Below are 18234 nucleotides of genomic sequence, written 5' to 3' on the forward strand. Positions count from 1 at the left end.
TTTATCCCGCTATTAATTCTTCTATTTTTTTCTCTTCTGCAATTCTTTGTAATGCTTTTTTGTAATCAGTTGGCATTACTTTTACGAAGTGCTGTTGTTGGTTTTCCCAGTCTGCTAAAATTCTTTTTGCTAATGGACTGCTTGTGTACAACGAATGATTTTTGATCAGTTTTCTTAGTTTCGTAAGATCTTCTTCTTCCATTGGGTCGAATGCAACCATTTCCATGTTACAAACTGTAGAATCGAATTTCTTATTTGGATCGTAAACATAAGCCACACCACCGCTCATACCAGCTGCGAAGTTTCTTCCTGTTTTTCCTAAAACTACTACTGTACCACCAGTCATGTACTCGCATCCGTGATCTCCAATTCCTTCAACAACTGCTGTTGCTCCAGAATTTCTCACACAGAAACGCTCTCCGGCCATTCCATTAATATAAGCCTCTCCGGTAATAGCTCCGTAAAGGGCAACGTTTCCGATAATGATATTGTCTTCAGGGTTGAAAGTCGCAGTAGGAGGTACTTTTACAATTAATTTTCCTCCAGAAAGACCTTTTCCTAAATAATCATTACAGTTTCCGTGAATTTTAAATGACAATCCGTTTGTTGCGAATGCACCAAAACTTTGTCCAGCAGAACCTTCAAAATCAACTAAAATAGTGTCATCAGGTAATCCTTGTGCGCCGTAGATTTTTGAGATTTCGTTACTCAAAATAGCACCTACAGAACGGTCTGTATTTTTAATTTTAAAGGTTACTCTTGTTTTCTCTTTTCTATAGATAGACGGAATAGCTTCTTTGATGATATCAAAATCCAATACGTTTTCAAGTTGGTGATCTTGAGTCGTTGTATTATGATTTGGCTGCGTTTTCGCTTTTTCCGGTTTGTATAGAATTGATGACAAGTCTAAACCATTTGCTTTATAATGTTTGATGGCTTTGTTCACATTTAATTTTTGTGACTGACCTACCATTTCTTTTAAAGTTCTGAAACCTAACTGCGCCATGATTTCTCTTAACTCTTCAGCAATAAAATACATGAAGTTGATTACGTGCTCTGGAGTTCCTTTGAAATTTTTTCTCAATTCTGGATCCTGAGTTGCAATACCAACTGGGCAGGTATTTAAGTGACAAGCTCTCATCATGATACATCCAGAAGCTACAAGCGGTGCAGTTGCAAATCCGAATTCCTCAGCTCCTAATAAAGCTGCAATAGCAACGTCACGACCTGTTTTTAACTGTCCGTCACATTCAAGTACTACACGGCTTCTTAAATCGTTTAAGATCAAAGTCTGTTGGGCTTCAGCTAAACCAAGTTCCCACGGAATACCTGTGTGCTGTAAAGATGTTAATGGTGCAGCTCCCGTTCCTCCGTCATAACCAGAAATTAAGATAACGTCGGCTTTTGCTTTGGCAACACCGGCAGCGATGGTTCCAACTCCAACTTCAGAAACTAATTTTACGTTAATACGAGCTTCACGGTTTGCATTTTTCAAATCGTAAATCAACTGAGATAAATCCTCAATTGAGTAAATATCGTGGTGAGGAGGAGGCGAAATCAAACCTACATAAGGTGTAGAGTTTCTGGTTTCAGCAATCCAAGGCACTACTTTTTCTCCAGGTAACTGTCCACCTTCACCAGGTTTTGCTCCCTGAGCCATTTTAATCTGGATTTCTTTAGCGTTTGTCAAATAGTTGATCGAAACACCAAAACGTCCTGACGCAACTTGCTTAATTGCAGAGTTTCTAGAATCTCCGTTAATTTCTTTCTGGAAACGTTTTGGATCTTCTCCACCTTCTCCAGAGTTGCTTTTCCCGCCAATTCTGTTCATTGCAATTGCTAAATTCTCGTGTGCTTCTCTAGAAATAGATCCGTAAGACATTGCACCTGTTTTGAATTTTTTTACAATTTCTGTCCAAGGCTCAACTTCGTCAATAGAAATTGGATCTAAATTGTTGAATTCAAATAAACCTCTAATGGTCATTAAGTTTGAGCTCTGCTCGTTAACGGCATTAGAGTATTCTTTATAACTTTCAGGGCTGTTTAAACGAACTGCCTGTTGTAATTTAGAAATAGTGGTTGGGTTAAACATGTGTTTTTCACCACCACGTCTCCATCTGTAAATACCTCCAATTTCAAGAGAAAGCAAGTTTGCAATTTTTGAATTTGGGAAAGCTTTTTGGAAACGTTTTTTAACCTCTTTTTCAACTTCCATTAAACCAATTCCTTCAATTCTAGATGGAGTGTAAGGGAAGTATTTAGATGTAAATGTTTTGTTTAATCCTAAAATCTCGAAAATCTGAGCAGCTCTGTAAGAATGTAAAGTAGAGATACCAATTTTGTTCATGATTTTCACGATTCCTTTTGCAATCGCTTTGTTGTAGTTAACTACAGCGTAATCCGCTTTTACTTTTGTAATGAAACCTTTTTCAACCTGATCGTGAATGATTTCGTTTACCATGTAAGGGTTGATGGCGCTTGCACCATATCCAAACAATAAAGCAAAATGATGAGGTTCTCTTGGTTCAGCAGATTCGATGATGATTCCGAATTTAGAACGAACCTGTAAAATGTTCAAAGAGTGGTGAATGTAAGAACAAGCCAATAACATAGGGATTGGAGCTAATTCTTCGCTTACACCTCTGTCAGATAAAATGATGATGTTACATCCTTCTTCAACTGCTTTAAAAGTAGCCTGAACACATTTTTCAAGAGCTCTTTCTAAACCGTTAACTCCTTTTTCGATTTTATATAAAGTAGAAATAGTAGCCGATTTGAAATCTGGGTGATCTATATTTCTAATTTTATCCAAATCCTCGTTAGAAACAACTGGATTTTGGATTTTTAATTTTTTACATTGTTTAGATTCAATTTCGAAAATATTGAAATCTCCACCAATTGCTAAACTGATATCAGTAATGATTTCTTCACGAATACCATCCAACGGCGGGTTTGTAACCTGAGCAAATAATTGTTTGAAGTAATTGTACAACAACTGTGGCTGATCTGAAAGAACTGCCAAAGGAGTATCGTTACCCATAGAACTGATTGCTTCAGCTCCGTCGCTACCCATTGGGTTGATGATTGTTTTTAAATCTTCAATTGTATAACCAAACAAACGCTGTCTTGTTAAGAAATCTAATTTTTCAACAGGAGTAGGGTTGTTTGTGTAAGGAACGCTGGCTAATGGCAATAAGTTTTCGTCAACCCATTGCTGGTAAGGACGTTTTGTAACGATCGCTTTTTTAACTTCTTCGTCTTCGATGATACGGCCTTCGTTCATATCAACCAAGAACATTTTACCTGGCTCTAAACGACCATGTTGGATTACATCTTCTGGATCGATGTCTAATACACCAATTTCAGATGACATAATTACGAATCCGCTTTTCGTTAATGTATAACGAGAAGGACGCAATCCGTTTCTGTCTAGTAAAGCTCCAATTACGTTTCCATCTGTAAACGGAATAGAAGCAGGACCATCCCAAGGCTCCATGATACAAGCGTTGTATTCATAGAAAGCTCTTTTTTCCGGAGACATTGTCTGGTGTTTTTCCCAAGCTTCAGGAACTACCATCATCATTGCCTCTGGAAGCGAACGGCCAGTCATTAATAAAAGTTCAACCACCATATCCATAGAGGCAGAATCTGATTTTCCTTCTAAGATAATTGGGAATAATTTTTTGATATCATCGCCAAAAACTTTGCTCTGCATAAGCTCTTCACGAGCACGCATACGGCTTACGTTTCCACGAAGTGTGTTGATCTCACCATTATGACACATGTATCTAAACGGCTGAGCTAAGTCCCAAGATGGGAATGTATTTGTAGAGAAACGCTGGTGTACAAGTGCAAGACGAGTCACCAAGTCTGGATCTTTCAAATCTATATAATAACGGCTGATGTCTTCCGGCATCAATAGACCTTTATATATTATAGTAGTTGTCGATAAACTAGTAAAATAAAACATGTGGCTTTCTGAGGTTTTTGATCCTCTTACGGCATGTTCAGCAATTTTTCTAGCTGCAAAAAGTTTTGCATTAAATTCTTGTTCAGTTAAATCCTGACCGTTTTTAGAAACGAAAACTTGTTTAACTGTTGGTTCTTTTTCTGCGGCAATTTCACCTAGATTTTCAACGTCAACGGGTACATCTCTCCAGCCTAAAACTTTTAAGTTTTGGTCTTTGATTGTAGCTTCAAATGCATTAATACAAAAAGAAACCTGGTTTTTGCTTTTTGGTAAAAAAACCATTCCTACTGCATACTCACGCGCTTCTGGGATTTCAAAGTCACATACTTTCTTAAAAAAATCATGAGGAATGTCGAATAAAATTCCGGCCCCGTCACCAGTTCTTCCATCAGAACTTACGGCACCACGATGTTCCAATTTAATTAAGATGTCTAATGCTTTGTGAATAATATCATTTGACTTAATACCATTCAAATTACAAATAAATCCTGCACCACAATTGTCGTGTTCAAATTCAGGCAGATAAAGCCCTTGTTCTTTAACTCTCATTCTTGATATTTTTTTTACAAAAATAAAGATTTCGTTAAACATAATGTAGTGAAATTATCTATTCGCTTTCATTTTTGTAGTAATATTAGAAAAAGGGTTCTTAAATGATAATATTATTATATAAACCATTGCGAATTATCAAAATCATAATTGAGAATAAAATATATTAAGAAAAATCGTCGTAAGGCCAATAAATTCAGTGAATTTTTTGTTAAATATCAAACGTTTTCTGCGATTTGTGTTAACATTAACAAATTGTTCCGTTAACGATTTGTTTGCGTTGAGAAATATTCAACGGTTTATACCTGTATACAATATTATTTAATTGAAAAAGATTTTACTATTAAGTTGTATTTTGTTACTTTTGTCGCACTTTTATTCTGAAATAAATTCAGAACCAGACAAATTCTATATTATGAACATACACGAATATCAAGGAAAAGAAATTTTAGCGAGTTACGGAGTACGCGTACAACGCGGAATTGTGGCTAACAATGCGGTTGAAGCTGTAGCTGCTGCAAAACAATTAACTGCCGAAACTGGTACAGGATGGCATGTAATAAAAGCACAAATTCACGCAGGTGGTCGTGGAAAAGGTGGTGGAGTTAAGCTGGCAAAAAACTTACAACAAGTTGAAGAGTTAGCAGAACAAATCATCGGAATGCAGTTGATTACACCTCAGACTCCGCCTGAAGGTAAAAAAGTAAATAAGGTATTAGTTGCAGAAGATGTTTACTATCCAGGTGAAAGCGAAACTTCTGAATTTTATGTTTCTGTTTTATTGAATAGAGGTACAGGACGCAACATGATTATGTATTCTACTGAAGGTGGAATGGATATCGAAGAAGTTGCTGAGCATACTCCACACTTAATCTTTACTGAAGAAATTGATCCAACTGTTGGATTACAAGGTTTCCAGGCTAGAAGAATTGCTTTTAACTTAGGACTTTCTGGAAATGCTTTCAAAGAAATGGTTAAATTCATCGACGCACTTTACAATGCTTACATTGGTTCTGATGCTTCTATGTTTGAAATCAACCCAGTTTTAAAAACTTCTGATAACAAAATCTTAGCGGTTGATGCTAAAGTTAACATCGACGATAACGCTTTATACAGACAACCTAAATATGCTGAAATGAGAGATATCCGTGAGGAGAATCCAATCGAAGTTGAAGCTAAAGAAGTTGGTCTAAACTATGTTGACCTTGACGGTACTGTAGGATGTATGGTAAACGGAGCTGGTCTTGCAATGGCAACTATGGATTTAATTAAATATGCTGGTTTTGAGCCTGCTAACTTCCTTGACGTAGGAGGAACTGCTGATGCAAAACGTGTTGAAACAGCTTTCAGAATTATCTTGAAAGATCCAAACGTAAAAGCTATCTTAATTAACATCTTCGGAGGTATTGTTCGTTGTGACCGTGTTGCTCAAGGTGTTGTTGACGCTTACAAAAACATGGGAGACGCTATTAAAGTGCCAATTATCGTTCGTTTGCAAGGAACAAATGCTGAAATTGCAAAAGAATTAATTGACAACTCTGGTATGCCAATCTTATCTGCAGTTCAATTCCAAGAAGCTGCTGACCAAGTTAAAGCTGCTCTTTCTTAATTAAATAAGAAATCAATTTATATAGAAAATCCCTCCATTGTGGAGGGATTTTTTTTAGAGTTAATTTAACCGCAAAGGGCGCAAGTTTTTTGTCAAGGATTATGAATACAAACGCAAAGTTCGCAAAGCTATATGGGTAAAGCTTTGCGAACTTTGCGTTTATGTAGATTCTTATATATAAAAATCCTTGCGTGCTTTGCGGTTAAAATTTATTATTTCAATACCGTCGCCAAATCTACAAGTTCAAATGTAGGATCATGAGATATAAATTCTCTAATCAATGCAGCATGACCAGCACCAACTAAAATCATTATTTTATTATCTGTACTTTCAGTCAATTTTTGAATTAAAGAATACATATATAAGTTTCTTTTGTACCAATTTGCAACTAAAGATGCTCCAGTAAAATCATCTGGATTTCCACCTCTGTTTGCTACTTCCAAATACCATTGAATATTTTCATTTTCGGATTGTTTTGTATTGTAATACAGCATCATTTCTTGTAAAGAACTTTTTCTAATTTTTTCGTTATGCTGTTTTTCGAAATTTTCTGTCACCACTTTATTTCTTTGTATTAAATCCTTTTGGTTTGCTTTTTCCATTGCCATCATTAAACTGTCATATCGAAAAGGAGTGTAAAGATTCATTCCGTATAATTTTTTATGATTCAGTTTTTTAGCTGTACGAAGTGCCAATTGTGTTATTTCACTTTTGTTGTTTTTAAAAAGGCTGTCAGTATTTTTATTATAAAACTTATCCAAGTCGGTTTGTTTGCTAAATTCCCATTCTACAAATATTTTATCAGGCCCAAACTTTTTGATTTTGTCACTCATAATTTCGAGTTCCTTTTGGCTCTTTTCAGACATAATGCTGAAACTATTTAGTTGGGCAACGTCAAGACCTGGATTTGCATAATGAAAAGTTCCAATTAATAAAACCTGTTTCTTTTTTATTTGAGATGATGAAAGATTAAATGTAAGAAGTGCTAGTAATAAAATGATTTTCTGCATGATTGTTTTAGTTTAGATTCACAACAAATGTATAAGTGTGTTAGAAGTGTTTTCTTCCTTTTTGATGAATTACAGGTTTTATTTGATCAAGTGCTCAAATTTTACTTTCAAAAAGTTGGTATATGATTTTTGATGTTTTTGTCACTAAGAAAAACTGGTTTTGTATAAACAACACTTTCGTTTCAGTGCATAATTGTATTTTTGGTTTCATAACTGCTTTCTATGAAACTTAAAATACCTTTTTACTACCATATTATTCTTTTTGCCGGGTTGTTTTTAACCTTTTGTCTTTGGGATTACGGAATAAATAACCGACTAGAGATGGTACAGCAAACCAAAATTTATTTCTGGCTTACATCGACTTTTATGCTTTCGGTTTTTGCGTCTTACCTTCTCAATTTTTATACTTTTTGCAGCTGGTTTTTAAACAAAAAGAAAATTCTTTTTTACTTTTTAAGTATTCCGGTTTCTTTAGTCATTTTTGCAGGTATAAGGTATTTTTTTCAGGAAATAATTATGTTTCATTTTACAGGAATGCATAATTATTTTGAAGAAAGCAGAGAAATAACGTTCTACATAAAAGACAATTTTTTATACGGACTTCCTGCTGTAATTTTAAGTGCTTTCAGTTATTTATTCTGGGAATTTCAAAATACACAGAAACAAAATCAGGAATTAATGCTGGAGAATAAAAAAGCCGAATTTCAAATGCTGAAAGCACAAGTGAGTCCGCATTTTTTATTTAATACTTTGAATTCATTTTATAGTCAGTTAATTTTAAAAGATGATAAAATGGCTTCAGATGTTTTGGTTCTTTCAGATCTGCTTCGGTATGTAATTACAGAAACAGACAAAGATGAGGCAATACTATCAAGGGAAATTCAGTTTATAAAAAACTATATTCATTTACAGAGAAAACGATTTGAAGATCAATTGTATTTGGATTTTTCTGTTGAAGGAGATTATTCTAATGAGAGAATATTGTCATCGGCATTAATTCATTTTGTTGAAAATGTTTTTAAACACGGAAAATTTAATAAAGAAAAAGAAACCGCAGTTATTTCCATTAAAATAAAAGATGAGTTTCTGGAAATCTCAACTTTTAATTATAATGCCGACGGTGAAAATTATTCCTCGACCGGAATTGGTTTTACGAACTTAATAAAAAGGTTGGAATATGCTTATAAAAACCAATTTGTACTTGAAAAAAGCGAAGAAAATAATACCTTTAAGACATACTTAAAAATACCGCTAAAAAAATAATTTATGGCTTTTAAATGTATTATTGTTGATGATGAACCGCCTGCAACACGGATACTCGAAAATTATATTGGAAAAGTAAGCTTTTTAGAAAAAACCGAAGTTTTTAACGATTCATTAAAAGCGTTAGAGTTTTTAAATACACAATCTGTTGATGTGATTTTCCTGGATATCCAAATGCCTCAATTAACAGGATTACAGATTTCCAGAATTATTTCAAAAGATATAAAAGTTATTTTTACAACTGCATATCCTGATTTTGCATTAGAAGGTTTTGAATTAAACGCTGTTGATTATTTATTAAAGCCTATATCTTTTGAACGGTTTTATCAAGCTGTTTCTAAGCTGAATACTCAGTCAAAAACAGTTGTTTCAAATCAAAATAATCTGCCTGATTTTTTATTTATTAAAACAGATGGAAAGAATAAATTCCAGAAGGTTTTTTTAAATGATATTTTGTATGTAGAAAGTCTTCAGAATTATGTTTGTATTCATACTTCTAAACAGCAGATTATTACGCATTCATCATTGAAAAATGTAATCGAATCTTTGCCTGAAAACAATTTTATTCAAATACAAAAATCCTATGTTGTTTCTTTAAAGCATTTAGAATCAACAGACAATTATTCGGTTTACATTAACGGAAAAGAACTTCCAATTGGAGCTGCTTATAAAGAAGCATTTTTTGATAAAATCGAGGAGAATAAGATTTAAAGTTAACCGCAAAGCACGCTAAGATATTTACTTTTCTTTGTAATGATAAACGCAAAGTTCGCAAAGCTGGATAGATAAAGCTTTGCGAACTTTGCGTTTTTGAGTGTACAGCTGATAAAAAAAACTCAGTACCCTTTGCGGTTAAATTATTTCTTATTCTTACCGTTTTTAAAAACCACTTTTTCTACAACAGCTGGTTTTCCATTTCCTTTTGGGAATGCTTTCTTTTTTGGTTTTCCGGCTGATGAACCTGATTTTGATGAACTTTGGTCACCTCTGTATTTTTCTGAATCTTTTGGAGCAGCTTTAAATTCTGGTCTTTCTTTAGAAGTTTCTTTCTTCGGAATTTCTGATTTATGTTTAGCTAAAACATCATTAGGGTTTTTAGGATTTTCTTTAGTTCCTCTTAAATGAATCACTAATCCGTTTAAGAAATTACGTAAAACCTGATCACCGCATTCCATATAGTTTGGATGATCTTCGGCTCTAAAAAAAGCACCTAATTCTGATTTCGAAATTCTAAAATCTACTAATTCTAAAATTTCAACTATCTGGTCATCACGGAGCATCAAAGCCACGCGAAGTTTTTTAAGTATATCGTTATTTGTCATAATTTTTTGTTTCAGGTTTTTTTGTTTCAAGTTTCAAGTTTTCCAATCTGAAACTACAACACCTCATTTATTTTTACAAAGGTAGTTTTTAAAATGATTAAAATCTAGAATTGAAATCATTTAAAGTTGTAACCAATTTATCTAAATTTTCTTTAAGATGATTGGCTGTAATTACAATTCTATTTAATGGTTCGGCTTCTTTGGTGTATCTGAAACTGGCGATAATGATTTTTTCCTGCTTTAGTTTTTCTACCAATTCATTTGATAAAAGATAAATTAAAGGGTAGTTTTTATCAAATTTGATATTGTTGTTTTTAATTAAAATCGAATCAATATAATTTAAATTATCTAACAGTTTTTGATGCTGTATTTTATAAATTTCAGAAGCATCATAAATTGTTTGTACAAAAGCTGGATTCATTCCCGCAGCACTTGTAAAAGTTTCAATTTCTTTTATTTGTTGAATGAATTCAGAATCTGATGCAATAACACCGCCTGTTAATCCAAAAGCTTTTCCGAGAGACGAAACCAAGATTTTTCTTTTAATGGGAAAATCAATTGAGGAATAAATTCCAGAACCATTTTCGCCCACAATTCCTAATGAATGTGATTCATCAATAACTAATGTAACTTCTTTATGATTTGAAATTTCTTTTAAGAAAGATAAATCAACAGCTTTAGTTTGAAATGAAGGAACACCATCTGTCAAGATTGTAATTTTTTCTGGTTTTGAGTCTAATAAACGATCATTCAATTTTTCATTAATAAAAACAGGCAGACTATTTTCAATTTGAATAGCCGAATGAATTTCATTTAAATGATAAAAAACAGCTGTTTTCTTTTTTAATTTTTCTAAAACCAATTTTCCGGCCAGCATTCCCGAAGAAACGGTAACGGTGCTTTCTGAGCCTATGTGAGAAGCTAAAAACGTTTCGCCGGCATCATAAGCCGTTAATTGAATATTTGCGGTTCTGGAGCTTCCGTAAGTTGTTCCCCATTTTAAGATATTCTGAATAACCAAATCCTGAAATGCTGTGTTTGTTGGAAGTCCCAAATAGGCAGTTCCGCCAAAATACAAATACTGTTCTTGGTCAATTTCAATAACTCGATCAGGAAATTTTTCGACTTTCATTTTACAGCAGTGTAACTCCCGTTCCGTTTAAATTAGAATAACTTACAACACCGTCTTTTATGGTTACGCCCGTTGCAATATCTTCTGCCAAAAGTAACGCGCCGTCCATATCTACATAATCCAATTGAGGCAGTAAGTGAGCAATGGCAGAAATTCCGACAGTAGATTCGGTCATACAGCCCACCATTGTTCTTAATCCTAGTTTTTTTGCTTCTTCAATCATACGTTTTCCAGGTGTTAAACCGCCGCATTTTACGAGTTTTACATTCACACCATGAAAATGATTGAAACATTTTGCTACATCTTCTTCAATAATACAGCTTTCGTCTGCAATTACAGGAAGAACAGAATGTTTAAAAACTTCTTTATGACCTTCCCAATTGTCGGCTTTCATAGGCTGTTCTAGAAATTCAACACCTAGTTTTTTTAGTTCAACCGAATTATTGATGGTTTCTTCAACTCCCCAGCCGCAGTTGGCATCGATTCTAAAAACGGCATTCGTGTGTTTTCGAAGCTCTTTTACAATTTCTATATCTTCTTTAGTTCCCAGTTTGATTTTATATATCGGCCAGGGAAGCTCCTGCATTTTAGAAACCATTTTATCGATAGAAGCAATTCCGATGGTGTAATCTGTCATTGGATTTCTTTCGGTTGTATAGTTCCATAATTCGTAAAGTTTTTTGCCTTTTTTGCGGGCATACAAATCATTGTAAGCAAGGTCTAATGCGCACAAAGCAAACATATCATTTTTTAGATATGGATGAATTTTAGCCCAAAATACATCGGGTGTTTCATTCTCTGTATCTTCAATAATGCTTCTTATTTTTTCTAAATCCTGCATCATCATCGGAACTGTGATGTTGTAATACGGGTTTGATGTAGCTTCTCCAAAACCCGAAAATCCTTCACTTTGAAGTTCAACAATCAGCGAAGGCTGAAAATCAATTGATTCTCTTGAAATGGTAAAAGTATGTTTTAGTTTGAGATTGTATTCTCTTAAAATAAGTTTCATGGTTTAATGCTTGTTTTTTGTTTTTTTGAAAAATAGAATTCTAACTCTTTTTTATAGACATTTTTACGCCAATGCCTGTTTGTAAATCTGGTGCATTATCTAAATTTAAATCTTCCCGAAGATACACAAAATAAGAAAATCGCTTCGTAGAATAAGTACAAATTGCGCTCCATCCTTCTAAATCTTCATATAAATGGGAAATTGTTTTCTGCCAATGCGTATTTACCCTTTCTCCGGTTAAAACAATATAATCTATGTCGCTTTTTTTATTATAAGAATTTTGGAAATTGTAATTGATTCCATAAGAAATGTGATTGCTGTTCCTAAGTTTTACTTTGTAATTAATCAAACCTTCAAAACTGCATAAAAAATCCTGATTACTGAGATTTACGCCATTTCCGTATTCAAAAATATGCTGGCGTAAAACTCCGGCACTTAAACCAAAACTTAGAATATTTTTATCTTTAATAATCATTTTTTTTATGATAGAAGATGAAATTCCAAAATCGGCAGCAGGATTGTATCTCGAAGTATTAATGCCTAACTGCGCTCCAAAATTTAGATAAATATGATGTTTTTCATTCATTTCCAGTTTTGGATAATAAGTATAATTAATATCAACTCCCGGAATTGTAAAATTATTGTTGTCCATTTTTAGAACCTTTCCGTTCTCATCTTTATATACTATTCCGGCTTTGTTTATACCATAATGATATCTTGAAAACGGGTCTTTTCCGCCGGCAATATTGCGATGAAACCACTCGATCGATTCATCAGAAGTAAAAACCGAAAAAGGATATTTACCTCGGTCCAGTGAGTTGGCACGAAGAATGAAATTGAGTTCATGATTAACGGTAAGCGGTAATGTAAAATTGAATCGGTAGGATCGAATAACACCATCGGCCTCAAACTCTTTGATTTTAGAAGGAGATTTATTTAAGTCAAAAGCAAATTCACGAACGTGCCATGGAAGATTTTTGGAATTTTCCCGATCAACAGGATCTGTTAATTCGTATGATTTTACATAAGGCAATACGACATTTCCACTCGAAACTTCAAATGAAAAGGAATATTTTTCAGTATTCCGAACATTGAAATTATGATTTAATCTCGAAATGTAAATTCCAAAAGGATGTGTTGAAAGTGTATTGGGTTTTATGATATCAGATGAATTTTCCAATTCTTCATTCCAAAAATCAGCTTTGTTTGATTGTGCTGCAGAAAAACAATTGACAAGTAAAAAGAGAAAAAAGAGTAAATGATATTTCATTTCAGATTTTAAAAATTTTGATAAATCTAATAAATTTTAAAAAGATTAGATTGGTTAATTTTTAAAAAATGAAATGTTTTTAACTTTTTTAAAATAAGCTTTTTAAGGTAATTGTTCCTGTAGTTTTTTAATGTCGTCACGAAGCTTGGCAGCCTGCATAAAGTCTAATTCTTTTGCTGCTTTTTCCATAGATTTTCGTTTCTCGCGAATTAGTTTTTCCAGATCAGCTTTTGATAAATAAGCTGTTTCCGGTTCGGCTGCAGCAGGCAGTGTGTGACCTAATTCGTATTCTACCAAAGGATTTTTGGTAAATGCGCTGTCGATTTTTTTATTTAAAGCCTGAGGCGTTATATTATTTTCAACGTTAAAATTAATTTGTTTTGTTCTGCGATAATTGGTTTCGTCAATTGTTCTCTGCATACTGGCTGTAATTTTATCAGCATACATAATTGCTTTACCATTTAAGTTACGTGCAGCACGACCAATAGTTTGGGTTAAAGAACGATGATTTCTTAAGAAACCTTCTTTATCAGCGTCTAAAATAGCAACAAGAGAAACCTCCGGCAAATCTAAACCTTCACGAAGTAAGTTAACACCAATTAAAACATCAAAAATACCTTTTCGTAAATCCTGCATGATTTCGATACGTTCTAAAGTATCTACTTCAGAATGGATGTAACGACAGCGAATGCTGACTTTTGTTAGATATTTAGCTAATTCTTCGGCCATTCTTTTGGTTAAAGTAGTTACTAAAACTCTTTCGTCTAATTCGCATCGAACCTGAATTTCCTCAATTAAATCATCAATTTGATTTAAACTCGGACGAACTTCGATAACTGGATCTAACAGTCCAGTTGGTCGAATAATCTGTTCGACATAAATACCATCCGATTTTTGTAGTTCATAATCGGCAGGAGTTGCAGAAACGTAAATTACCTGATTTTGCAATGCTTCAAACTCTTCAAATTTCAAAGGTCGGTTGTCCATTGCAGCTGGTAATCTAAAACCATATTCAACAAGATTTTCTTTACGGCTGCGATCGCCTCCATACATGGCATGAACTTGGGAAACGGTTACGTGGCTTTCATCAACAACCATTAAATAATCACTTGGAAAATAATCCAGAAGACAGAAAGGTCTGGTTCCGGCTTGTCTTCCGTCAAGATAGCGTGAGTAATTTTCAATTCCGGAACAATATCCTAATTCGCGAATCATTTCTAAATCGAAATTGGTTCTTTCTTCCAGACGTTTGGCTTCTAAATGTTTGCCTATTTCTTTAAAATAATCTACTTGTTTTACTAAATCCTGCTGAATTTCCCAGATTGCACCTTGTAAAACTTCTGGAGAAGTCACAAACATATTGGCGGGGTAAATAGTCAGCCTTTTAAATTTTTCAATAACCTGCGAAGTCTTGGCGTCAAAAGATTCTATTTCTTCGATTTCATCACCAAAAAAGTGAACTCTGTAAGCATCATCTGCATAACTTGGATAGATTTCAACTGTATCACCTTTAATTCTAAAAGTTCCCGGATTAAAATCAGCTTCAGTTCTGGCATATAAACTCTGCACCAGACTGTGAAGTAATTTGGTTCTTGAAATAACCTGATCTCGGGTAATTTCGATTACATTCTTTTTAAATTCGACAGGGTTTCCAATACCGTATAAACAAGAAACCGATGCAACAACCAAAACATCACGACGTCCTGAAAGAAGGGAAGAAGTAGTGCTTAAACGCATCTTTTCGAGCTCTTCATTGATAGATAAATCTTTTTCAATAAAAACTCCCGTTACGGGCATAAAAGCTTCTGGCTGATAATAGTCGTAGTAAGAAACGAAGTATTCAACGGCATTATTTGGAAAAAACTGTTTGAATTCTGAATACAGCTGCGCCGCCAAAGTTTTGTTGTGTGCCAAAACCAGTGTAGGGCGCTGTACTTCCTGAATAACATTTGCTACAGTAAAAGTTTTACCAGATCCTGTAACTCCTAATAAAGTTTGATATTTTTCTCCGTCGACTACACCCTGCGCCAGTTTTTGTATGGCTTGAGGCTGATCTCCTTTTGGACTATAATCTGAAGTTACTTGGAAACTCATTTGTTACTGATGAAAAATTAGTTTTGTAAAGATACAAAGTTTGGATGCTATTCTAAAAAATTAATAACGGCATCATTTGTAATTTTAGGCTGATCGATTGTTAAAAAATGCCCTGCATCTTTTATGATTTTTGTTTTGCTGTTTGCTAAATATTTTTGTGCACGTTCTAAACTTTCTTCTGAATTAATAACGTCTTTATCGCCAATTATAACCAAAACCGGATTTTGTATTAATAAAAGTTCTTTATCTGAAAAAGGATGCATTTTAAGCATACTAGAGTTTGATTTTGCATATTTATTGGCCAGATAAAATTGTCTTTTATAAACTGGACTTATTTTTTCGGGATGAGTTGAAAATGTAGAAAGTGTTTTTCCGAATTTTTTTTCACTAGGAAAAAGTTTCAGCATTAAAGCAGAAGTTGTTTTGCCGACTTTATCAATAAATTTGAATGTCTGCGCCGGACTCAATAGAACAATTTTATCAATTGAATTTGGTTTTTGAGTGGCTAATAAGGTTGCGATCCAGCCGCCTCTTGATGCGCCTATAATGTCAAATTTCTTGAGTTTGTAATAGCTGAAAATTTCGTTGTAATAAACCAGAATATCTTCTGATGAAAGTGGTTTTGCCGTTAAGTGCGATTTATTGGGTTCCATTATAAAATCGATAGCATAAATGCGATGATTTTTGGCTAAAACCTTAATGTTTGGATACCACATTGTAGAGCTGGCATCCATTCCATGTAGTAATACTAAATCTTTTCCGTTTTTTGGACCTGCAATGATTACATGAGCTGTTCCAAAACTGGTTTTGACATCTTCTTCAGTATATGGAATTTCCCAAAGTTTTAAGGACTTGTTATAAGCGGTTTGGTATTTTTGTTCTTCGCTTTTAGTTTTAAAAACATAATCTTCAAATTTTGCTTTTTTGGAAGCGCAGCTTGTGACTAAGAATAATACAATAAATAGGCGGGAATATAGTTTTAGCATGGTGATAAAATTCTGATTTTAACTTTAAAGTTACGATTATCGTAAGCGATTAATGTATCAGAATTTTATTTTAAAGTATCATAATTTTAAGATTGTTCTCTTTTTGATGTCAAATAATACACTTGCACCAAAGCTAAAATAGCATTTGGAATAATTACAGGTAAAAGCCATTGGTTTACATCTCTATAATCATTTAAAAAAATACCATAGATAACAAAACAAATACAGCCAAACATATTAATGAATCGAATGGTTCTGAGGTTTTTCAGCATAAAACCACCTACAATAAAAACAGATGCGAGATAACCTATATATTCTGCCATAATCTTGATTTTAAATAGTTGATACTAAATGTAGCAAAACCAAATTATAAAATCAATATTTTGTATTGAAAATCAAGTGTTTGGGTTTAGGGGGTGTATAAAATATAATTATACTTTTTTAGGATTTCGACTCGTATGTCGAATTCTTAATATGTGAATCTCTTTAGGTGTAATTTTATAAGTTATTCTATAACTATAAACTTCATAAGCACGATAAGTTCCATCATTAGAAGTTTTCATTTCGTCCAGTTCATAAATTTCCCAGCTGGTACTTAAAATAGTTACAGAATTGTAAATGGTATCGATTACTTTGTTCGGAATATTTCTGCTTTTAGTTTCTTTAAATAAATAGAAGTAAATTTTTTCAAGTTGATTTTGAGCAGTTTTTGACCAAATTATTTCTTTTTCCATTGCTCAATTTTACTCTTAACTTCATTATGGGAATAATAGTTACCACTTTGAATGTCTTCTTCGGCAACTTTTAAATCTTCATTATACTGTTCTGAATAAATTTTAGGAGAAGAAGTTTTACGGCTGTCCAAAATTGTTTTTAATGCTGATAAAAATGTATCATCATCAATCTTTTCAATTTCAGAAATTAGAATATTTTTAAGCTCAAGAGTGTTCATAATTGAATAATTTCATCGAAGTTACAAAACAAAACCTAATATAAGCGTTTTGAAATTCTTAAAATTTCCAAGACTTTTGTTCCGTATTGTTTAAAAAGCTCCATGCCACAATGCGGCTGTTTTTCTGTCCTTGTGACATTTCAATTGTTTTAACTGAAACGGCATTTACCTTTTTTAGGGTTTTATATATAGAGGAAAGATTTTCTTTTTTAGAAACCAATGTTGTAAACCACAAAACTTGCGAAGCATATTTGACACTTTCATAAATCATTTGTGTAATGAAGCCAATTTCACCTCCATTGCACCACAATTCTGCATTTTGACCTCCAAAGTTTAGAACAGGATTTGTGTTTTTCTTTTCTTTTGGATTTAAATTCGAAACTTTTCTGGAAGTGCTTTTGTTTGCTTCTTCTGCCGATGCATGAAAAGGCGGATTACACATAGTGAATGTAAAACGATCTTCGGGAATTATAATGTTTTTGAAAATAAACCGAGGTTCTGTCTGCTGTTGTAAACTTACAGCATCAATTAATCTTGGGTTTGCTTCGATAATTTTGCTGGCATTTTCAATCGAGGTTTTGTAAATGTCTGTTGCAACAAAACTCCAATTATAAATAGAATTTCCTAATATCGGATAGATTAAATTGGCACCTGTTCCTATATCAAGTCCCATAACAGAATTGCCTTCTGGAATTTTTCCATTATTTGTTTCTGCTAATAAATCTGCTAGATAGTGAATATAATCAGCGCGTCCGGGAATGGGCGGGCAGAGGTAATTTTTAGGAATATCCCAGTTTTGAATATCATAATAAGTTTGCAGTAAAGCTTTATTTAAAGTTTTTACAGCAAGCGGATTACTGAAATCAACGGTTTCGATTCCGTGTTTGTTTATTGAAATAAAAGCCTTTAATTCGGGACAATTAGAAATAAGAAGTTCAAAATCATATCGGGAACGATGAAGATTTCTAGGATGTAAATTGTCTTTTTGAGAATTGTTTTCTGCTTTCATTTAGATTTATTTCAGTGCAAAGATAGATATTCCTTTTTTCAAGAAAGCTCCGAAGG

The 18234-nt window shown here is 33.4% G+C and carries 15 protein-coding genes; 3 read left to right on the forward strand and 12 right to left on the reverse strand.

Going from position 1 to position 18234, the window contains the following annotated elements; translation table 11 throughout:
- Position 1: 1 nt before the first annotated feature.
- On the reverse strand, positions 2–4519 hold the full coding sequence (gltB, locus tag FJOH_RS11270) for a glutamate synthase large subunit (protein WP_044047679.1): 4518 nt from the start codon (positions 4517–4519) through the stop codon (positions 2–4).
- Positions 4520–4934: 415 nt separating this feature from the next.
- Here gltB and sucC point away from each other — a divergent pair, with 415 nt between their 5' ends.
- Complete coding sequence (gene sucC, locus FJOH_RS11275; RefSeq protein WP_012024229.1) at positions 4935–6128, forward strand: ADP-forming succinate--CoA ligase subunit beta; 1194 nt, start codon at positions 4935–4937, stop codon at positions 6126–6128.
- Positions 6129–6340: 212 nt separating this feature from the next.
- On the opposite strand, the gene FJOH_RS11280 is transcribed toward sucC, so the two are convergent.
- Entirely contained in the window at positions 6341–7138 is a 798-nt protein-coding gene (locus FJOH_RS11280) for a DUF5694 domain-containing protein (protein WP_012024230.1), read from the reverse strand.
- A 222-nt stretch (positions 7139–7360) separates the two neighbouring features.
- Between FJOH_RS11280 and FJOH_RS11285 the strand changes: the two genes are divergently transcribed.
- Entirely contained in the window at positions 7361–8401 is a 1041-nt protein-coding gene (locus FJOH_RS11285; protein ID WP_012024231.1) for a sensor histidine kinase, read from the forward strand.
- Positions 8402–8404: 3 nt separating this feature from the next.
- Positions 8405–9112: a LytR/AlgR family response regulator transcription factor gene (locus tag FJOH_RS11290; RefSeq protein ID WP_012024232.1), complete on the forward strand. Its 708-nt coding sequence runs from the start codon at positions 8405–8407 to the stop codon at positions 9110–9112.
- Between the two features lie 146 nt (positions 9113–9258).
- On the opposite strand, the gene FJOH_RS11295 is transcribed toward FJOH_RS11290, so the two are convergent.
- The 10 genes from FJOH_RS11295 to rlmF form a co-directional block, all read right to left on the reverse strand.
- The gene (locus FJOH_RS11295) at positions 9259–9723 is read right to left on the reverse strand and encodes a DUF1456 family protein (RefSeq protein WP_012024233.1); all 465 of its coding nucleotides are present in this window, start codon (positions 9721–9723) and stop codon (positions 9259–9261) included.
- Positions 9724–9820: 97 nt separating this feature from the next.
- Positions 9821–10855, reverse strand: coding sequence for an aminotransferase class I/II-fold pyridoxal phosphate-dependent enzyme (locus FJOH_RS11300; protein WP_012024234.1), 1035 nt, complete (start codon positions 10853–10855; stop codon positions 9821–9823).
- Position 10856: 1 nt separating this feature from the next.
- Positions 10857–11867, reverse strand: a complete 1011-nt coding sequence (locus tag FJOH_RS11305) for a dipeptide epimerase (RefSeq protein WP_012024235.1) — start codon at positions 11865–11867, stop codon at positions 10857–10859.
- Between the two features lie 40 nt (positions 11868–11907).
- Positions 11908–13137 carry a hypothetical protein gene (locus FJOH_RS11310; protein ID WP_012024236.1) on the reverse strand — a complete coding sequence of 410 codons (1230 nt, stop codon included), beginning with the start codon at positions 13135–13137 and terminating at the stop codon, positions 11908–11910.
- A 102-nt stretch (positions 13138–13239) separates the two neighbouring features.
- A complete protein-coding gene (gene uvrB, locus FJOH_RS11315) occupies positions 13240–15231 on the reverse strand; it encodes an excinuclease ABC subunit UvrB (protein ID WP_012024237.1) in 1992 nt (663 codons plus the stop codon).
- 47 nt (positions 15232–15278) lie between these two features.
- Positions 15279–16217, reverse strand: a complete 939-nt coding sequence (locus FJOH_RS11320; protein ID WP_012024238.1) for an alpha/beta fold hydrolase — start codon at positions 16215–16217, stop codon at positions 15279–15281.
- An 86-nt stretch (positions 16218–16303) separates the two neighbouring features.
- Positions 16304–16540, reverse strand: a complete 237-nt coding sequence (locus tag FJOH_RS11325) for a hypothetical protein (RefSeq protein WP_012024239.1) — start codon at positions 16538–16540, stop codon at positions 16304–16306.
- Between the two features lie 108 nt (positions 16541–16648).
- Positions 16649–16951, reverse strand: coding sequence for a type II toxin-antitoxin system RelE/ParE family toxin (locus FJOH_RS11330; RefSeq protein WP_012024240.1), 303 nt, complete (start codon positions 16949–16951; stop codon positions 16649–16651).
- The gene (locus FJOH_RS11335; RefSeq protein ID WP_044047681.1) at positions 16936–17169 is read right to left on the reverse strand and encodes a hypothetical protein; all 234 of its coding nucleotides are present in this window, start codon (positions 17167–17169) and stop codon (positions 16936–16938) included. The genes FJOH_RS11330 and FJOH_RS11335 overlap by 16 nt, the downstream gene beginning before the upstream one ends.
- A gap of 58 nt (positions 17170–17227) precedes the next feature.
- A complete protein-coding gene (rlmF, locus tag FJOH_RS11340; RefSeq protein ID WP_012024241.1) occupies positions 17228–18178 on the reverse strand; it encodes a 23S rRNA (adenine(1618)-N(6))-methyltransferase RlmF in 951 nt (316 codons plus the stop codon).
- Between the last annotated feature and the right edge of the window lie 56 nt (positions 18179–18234).

This window comes from Flavobacterium johnsoniae UW101 (assembly GCF_000016645.1).
Taxonomy (GTDB): Bacteria; Bacteroidota; Bacteroidia; order Flavobacteriales; family Flavobacteriaceae; genus Flavobacterium; species Flavobacterium johnsoniae.

What these genes read in the sequence shown, in the direction of transcription:
- gltB (WP_044047679.1), bottom strand. Translation starts at nt 4,519, where the DNA reads ATGAGAGTTAAAGAACAAGGGCTTTATCTGCCTGAATTTGAACACGAC.
- sucC (WP_012024229.1), top strand. Translation starts at nt 4,935, where the DNA reads ATGAACATACACGAATATCAAGGAAAAGAAATTTTAGCGAGTTACGGA.
- FJOH_RS11280 (WP_012024230.1), bottom strand. Translation starts at nt 7,138, where the DNA reads ATGCAGAAAATCATTTTATTACTAGCACTTCTTACATTTAATCTTTCA.
- FJOH_RS11285 (WP_012024231.1), top strand. Translation starts at nt 7,361, where the DNA reads ATGAAACTTAAAATACCTTTTTACTACCATATTATTCTTTTTGCCGGG.
- FJOH_RS11290 (WP_012024232.1), top strand. Translation starts at nt 8,405, where the DNA reads ATGGCTTTTAAATGTATTATTGTTGATGATGAACCGCCTGCAACACGG.
- FJOH_RS11295 (WP_012024233.1), bottom strand. Translation starts at nt 9,723, where the DNA reads ATGACAAATAACGATATACTTAAAAAACTTCGCGTGGCTTTGATGCTC.
- FJOH_RS11300 (WP_012024234.1), bottom strand. Translation starts at nt 10,855, where the DNA reads ATGAAAGTCGAAAAATTTCCTGATCGAGTTATTGAAATTGACCAAGAA.
- FJOH_RS11305 (WP_012024235.1), bottom strand. Translation starts at nt 11,867, where the DNA reads ATGAAACTTATTTTAAGAGAATACAATCTCAAACTAAAACATACTTTT.
- FJOH_RS11310 (WP_012024236.1), bottom strand. Translation starts at nt 13,137, where the DNA reads ATGAAATATCATTTACTCTTTTTTCTCTTTTTACTTGTCAATTGTTTT.
- uvrB (WP_012024237.1), bottom strand. Translation starts at nt 15,231, where the DNA reads ATGAGTTTCCAAGTAACTTCAGATTATAGTCCAAAAGGAGATCAGCCT.
- FJOH_RS11320 (WP_012024238.1), bottom strand. Translation starts at nt 16,217, where the DNA reads ATGCTAAAACTATATTCCCGCCTATTTATTGTATTATTCTTAGTCACA.
- FJOH_RS11325 (WP_012024239.1), bottom strand. Translation starts at nt 16,540, where the DNA reads ATGGCAGAATATATAGGTTATCTCGCATCTGTTTTTATTGTAGGTGGT.
- FJOH_RS11330 (WP_012024240.1), bottom strand. Translation starts at nt 16,951, where the DNA reads ATGGAAAAAGAAATAATTTGGTCAAAAACTGCTCAAAATCAACTTGAA.
- FJOH_RS11335 (WP_044047681.1), bottom strand. Translation starts at nt 17,169, where the DNA reads ATGAACACTCTTGAGCTTAAAAATATTCTAATTTCTGAAATTGAAAAG.
- rlmF (WP_012024241.1), bottom strand. Translation starts at nt 18,178, where the DNA reads ATGAAAGCAGAAAACAATTCTCAAAAAGACAATTTACATCCTAGAAAT.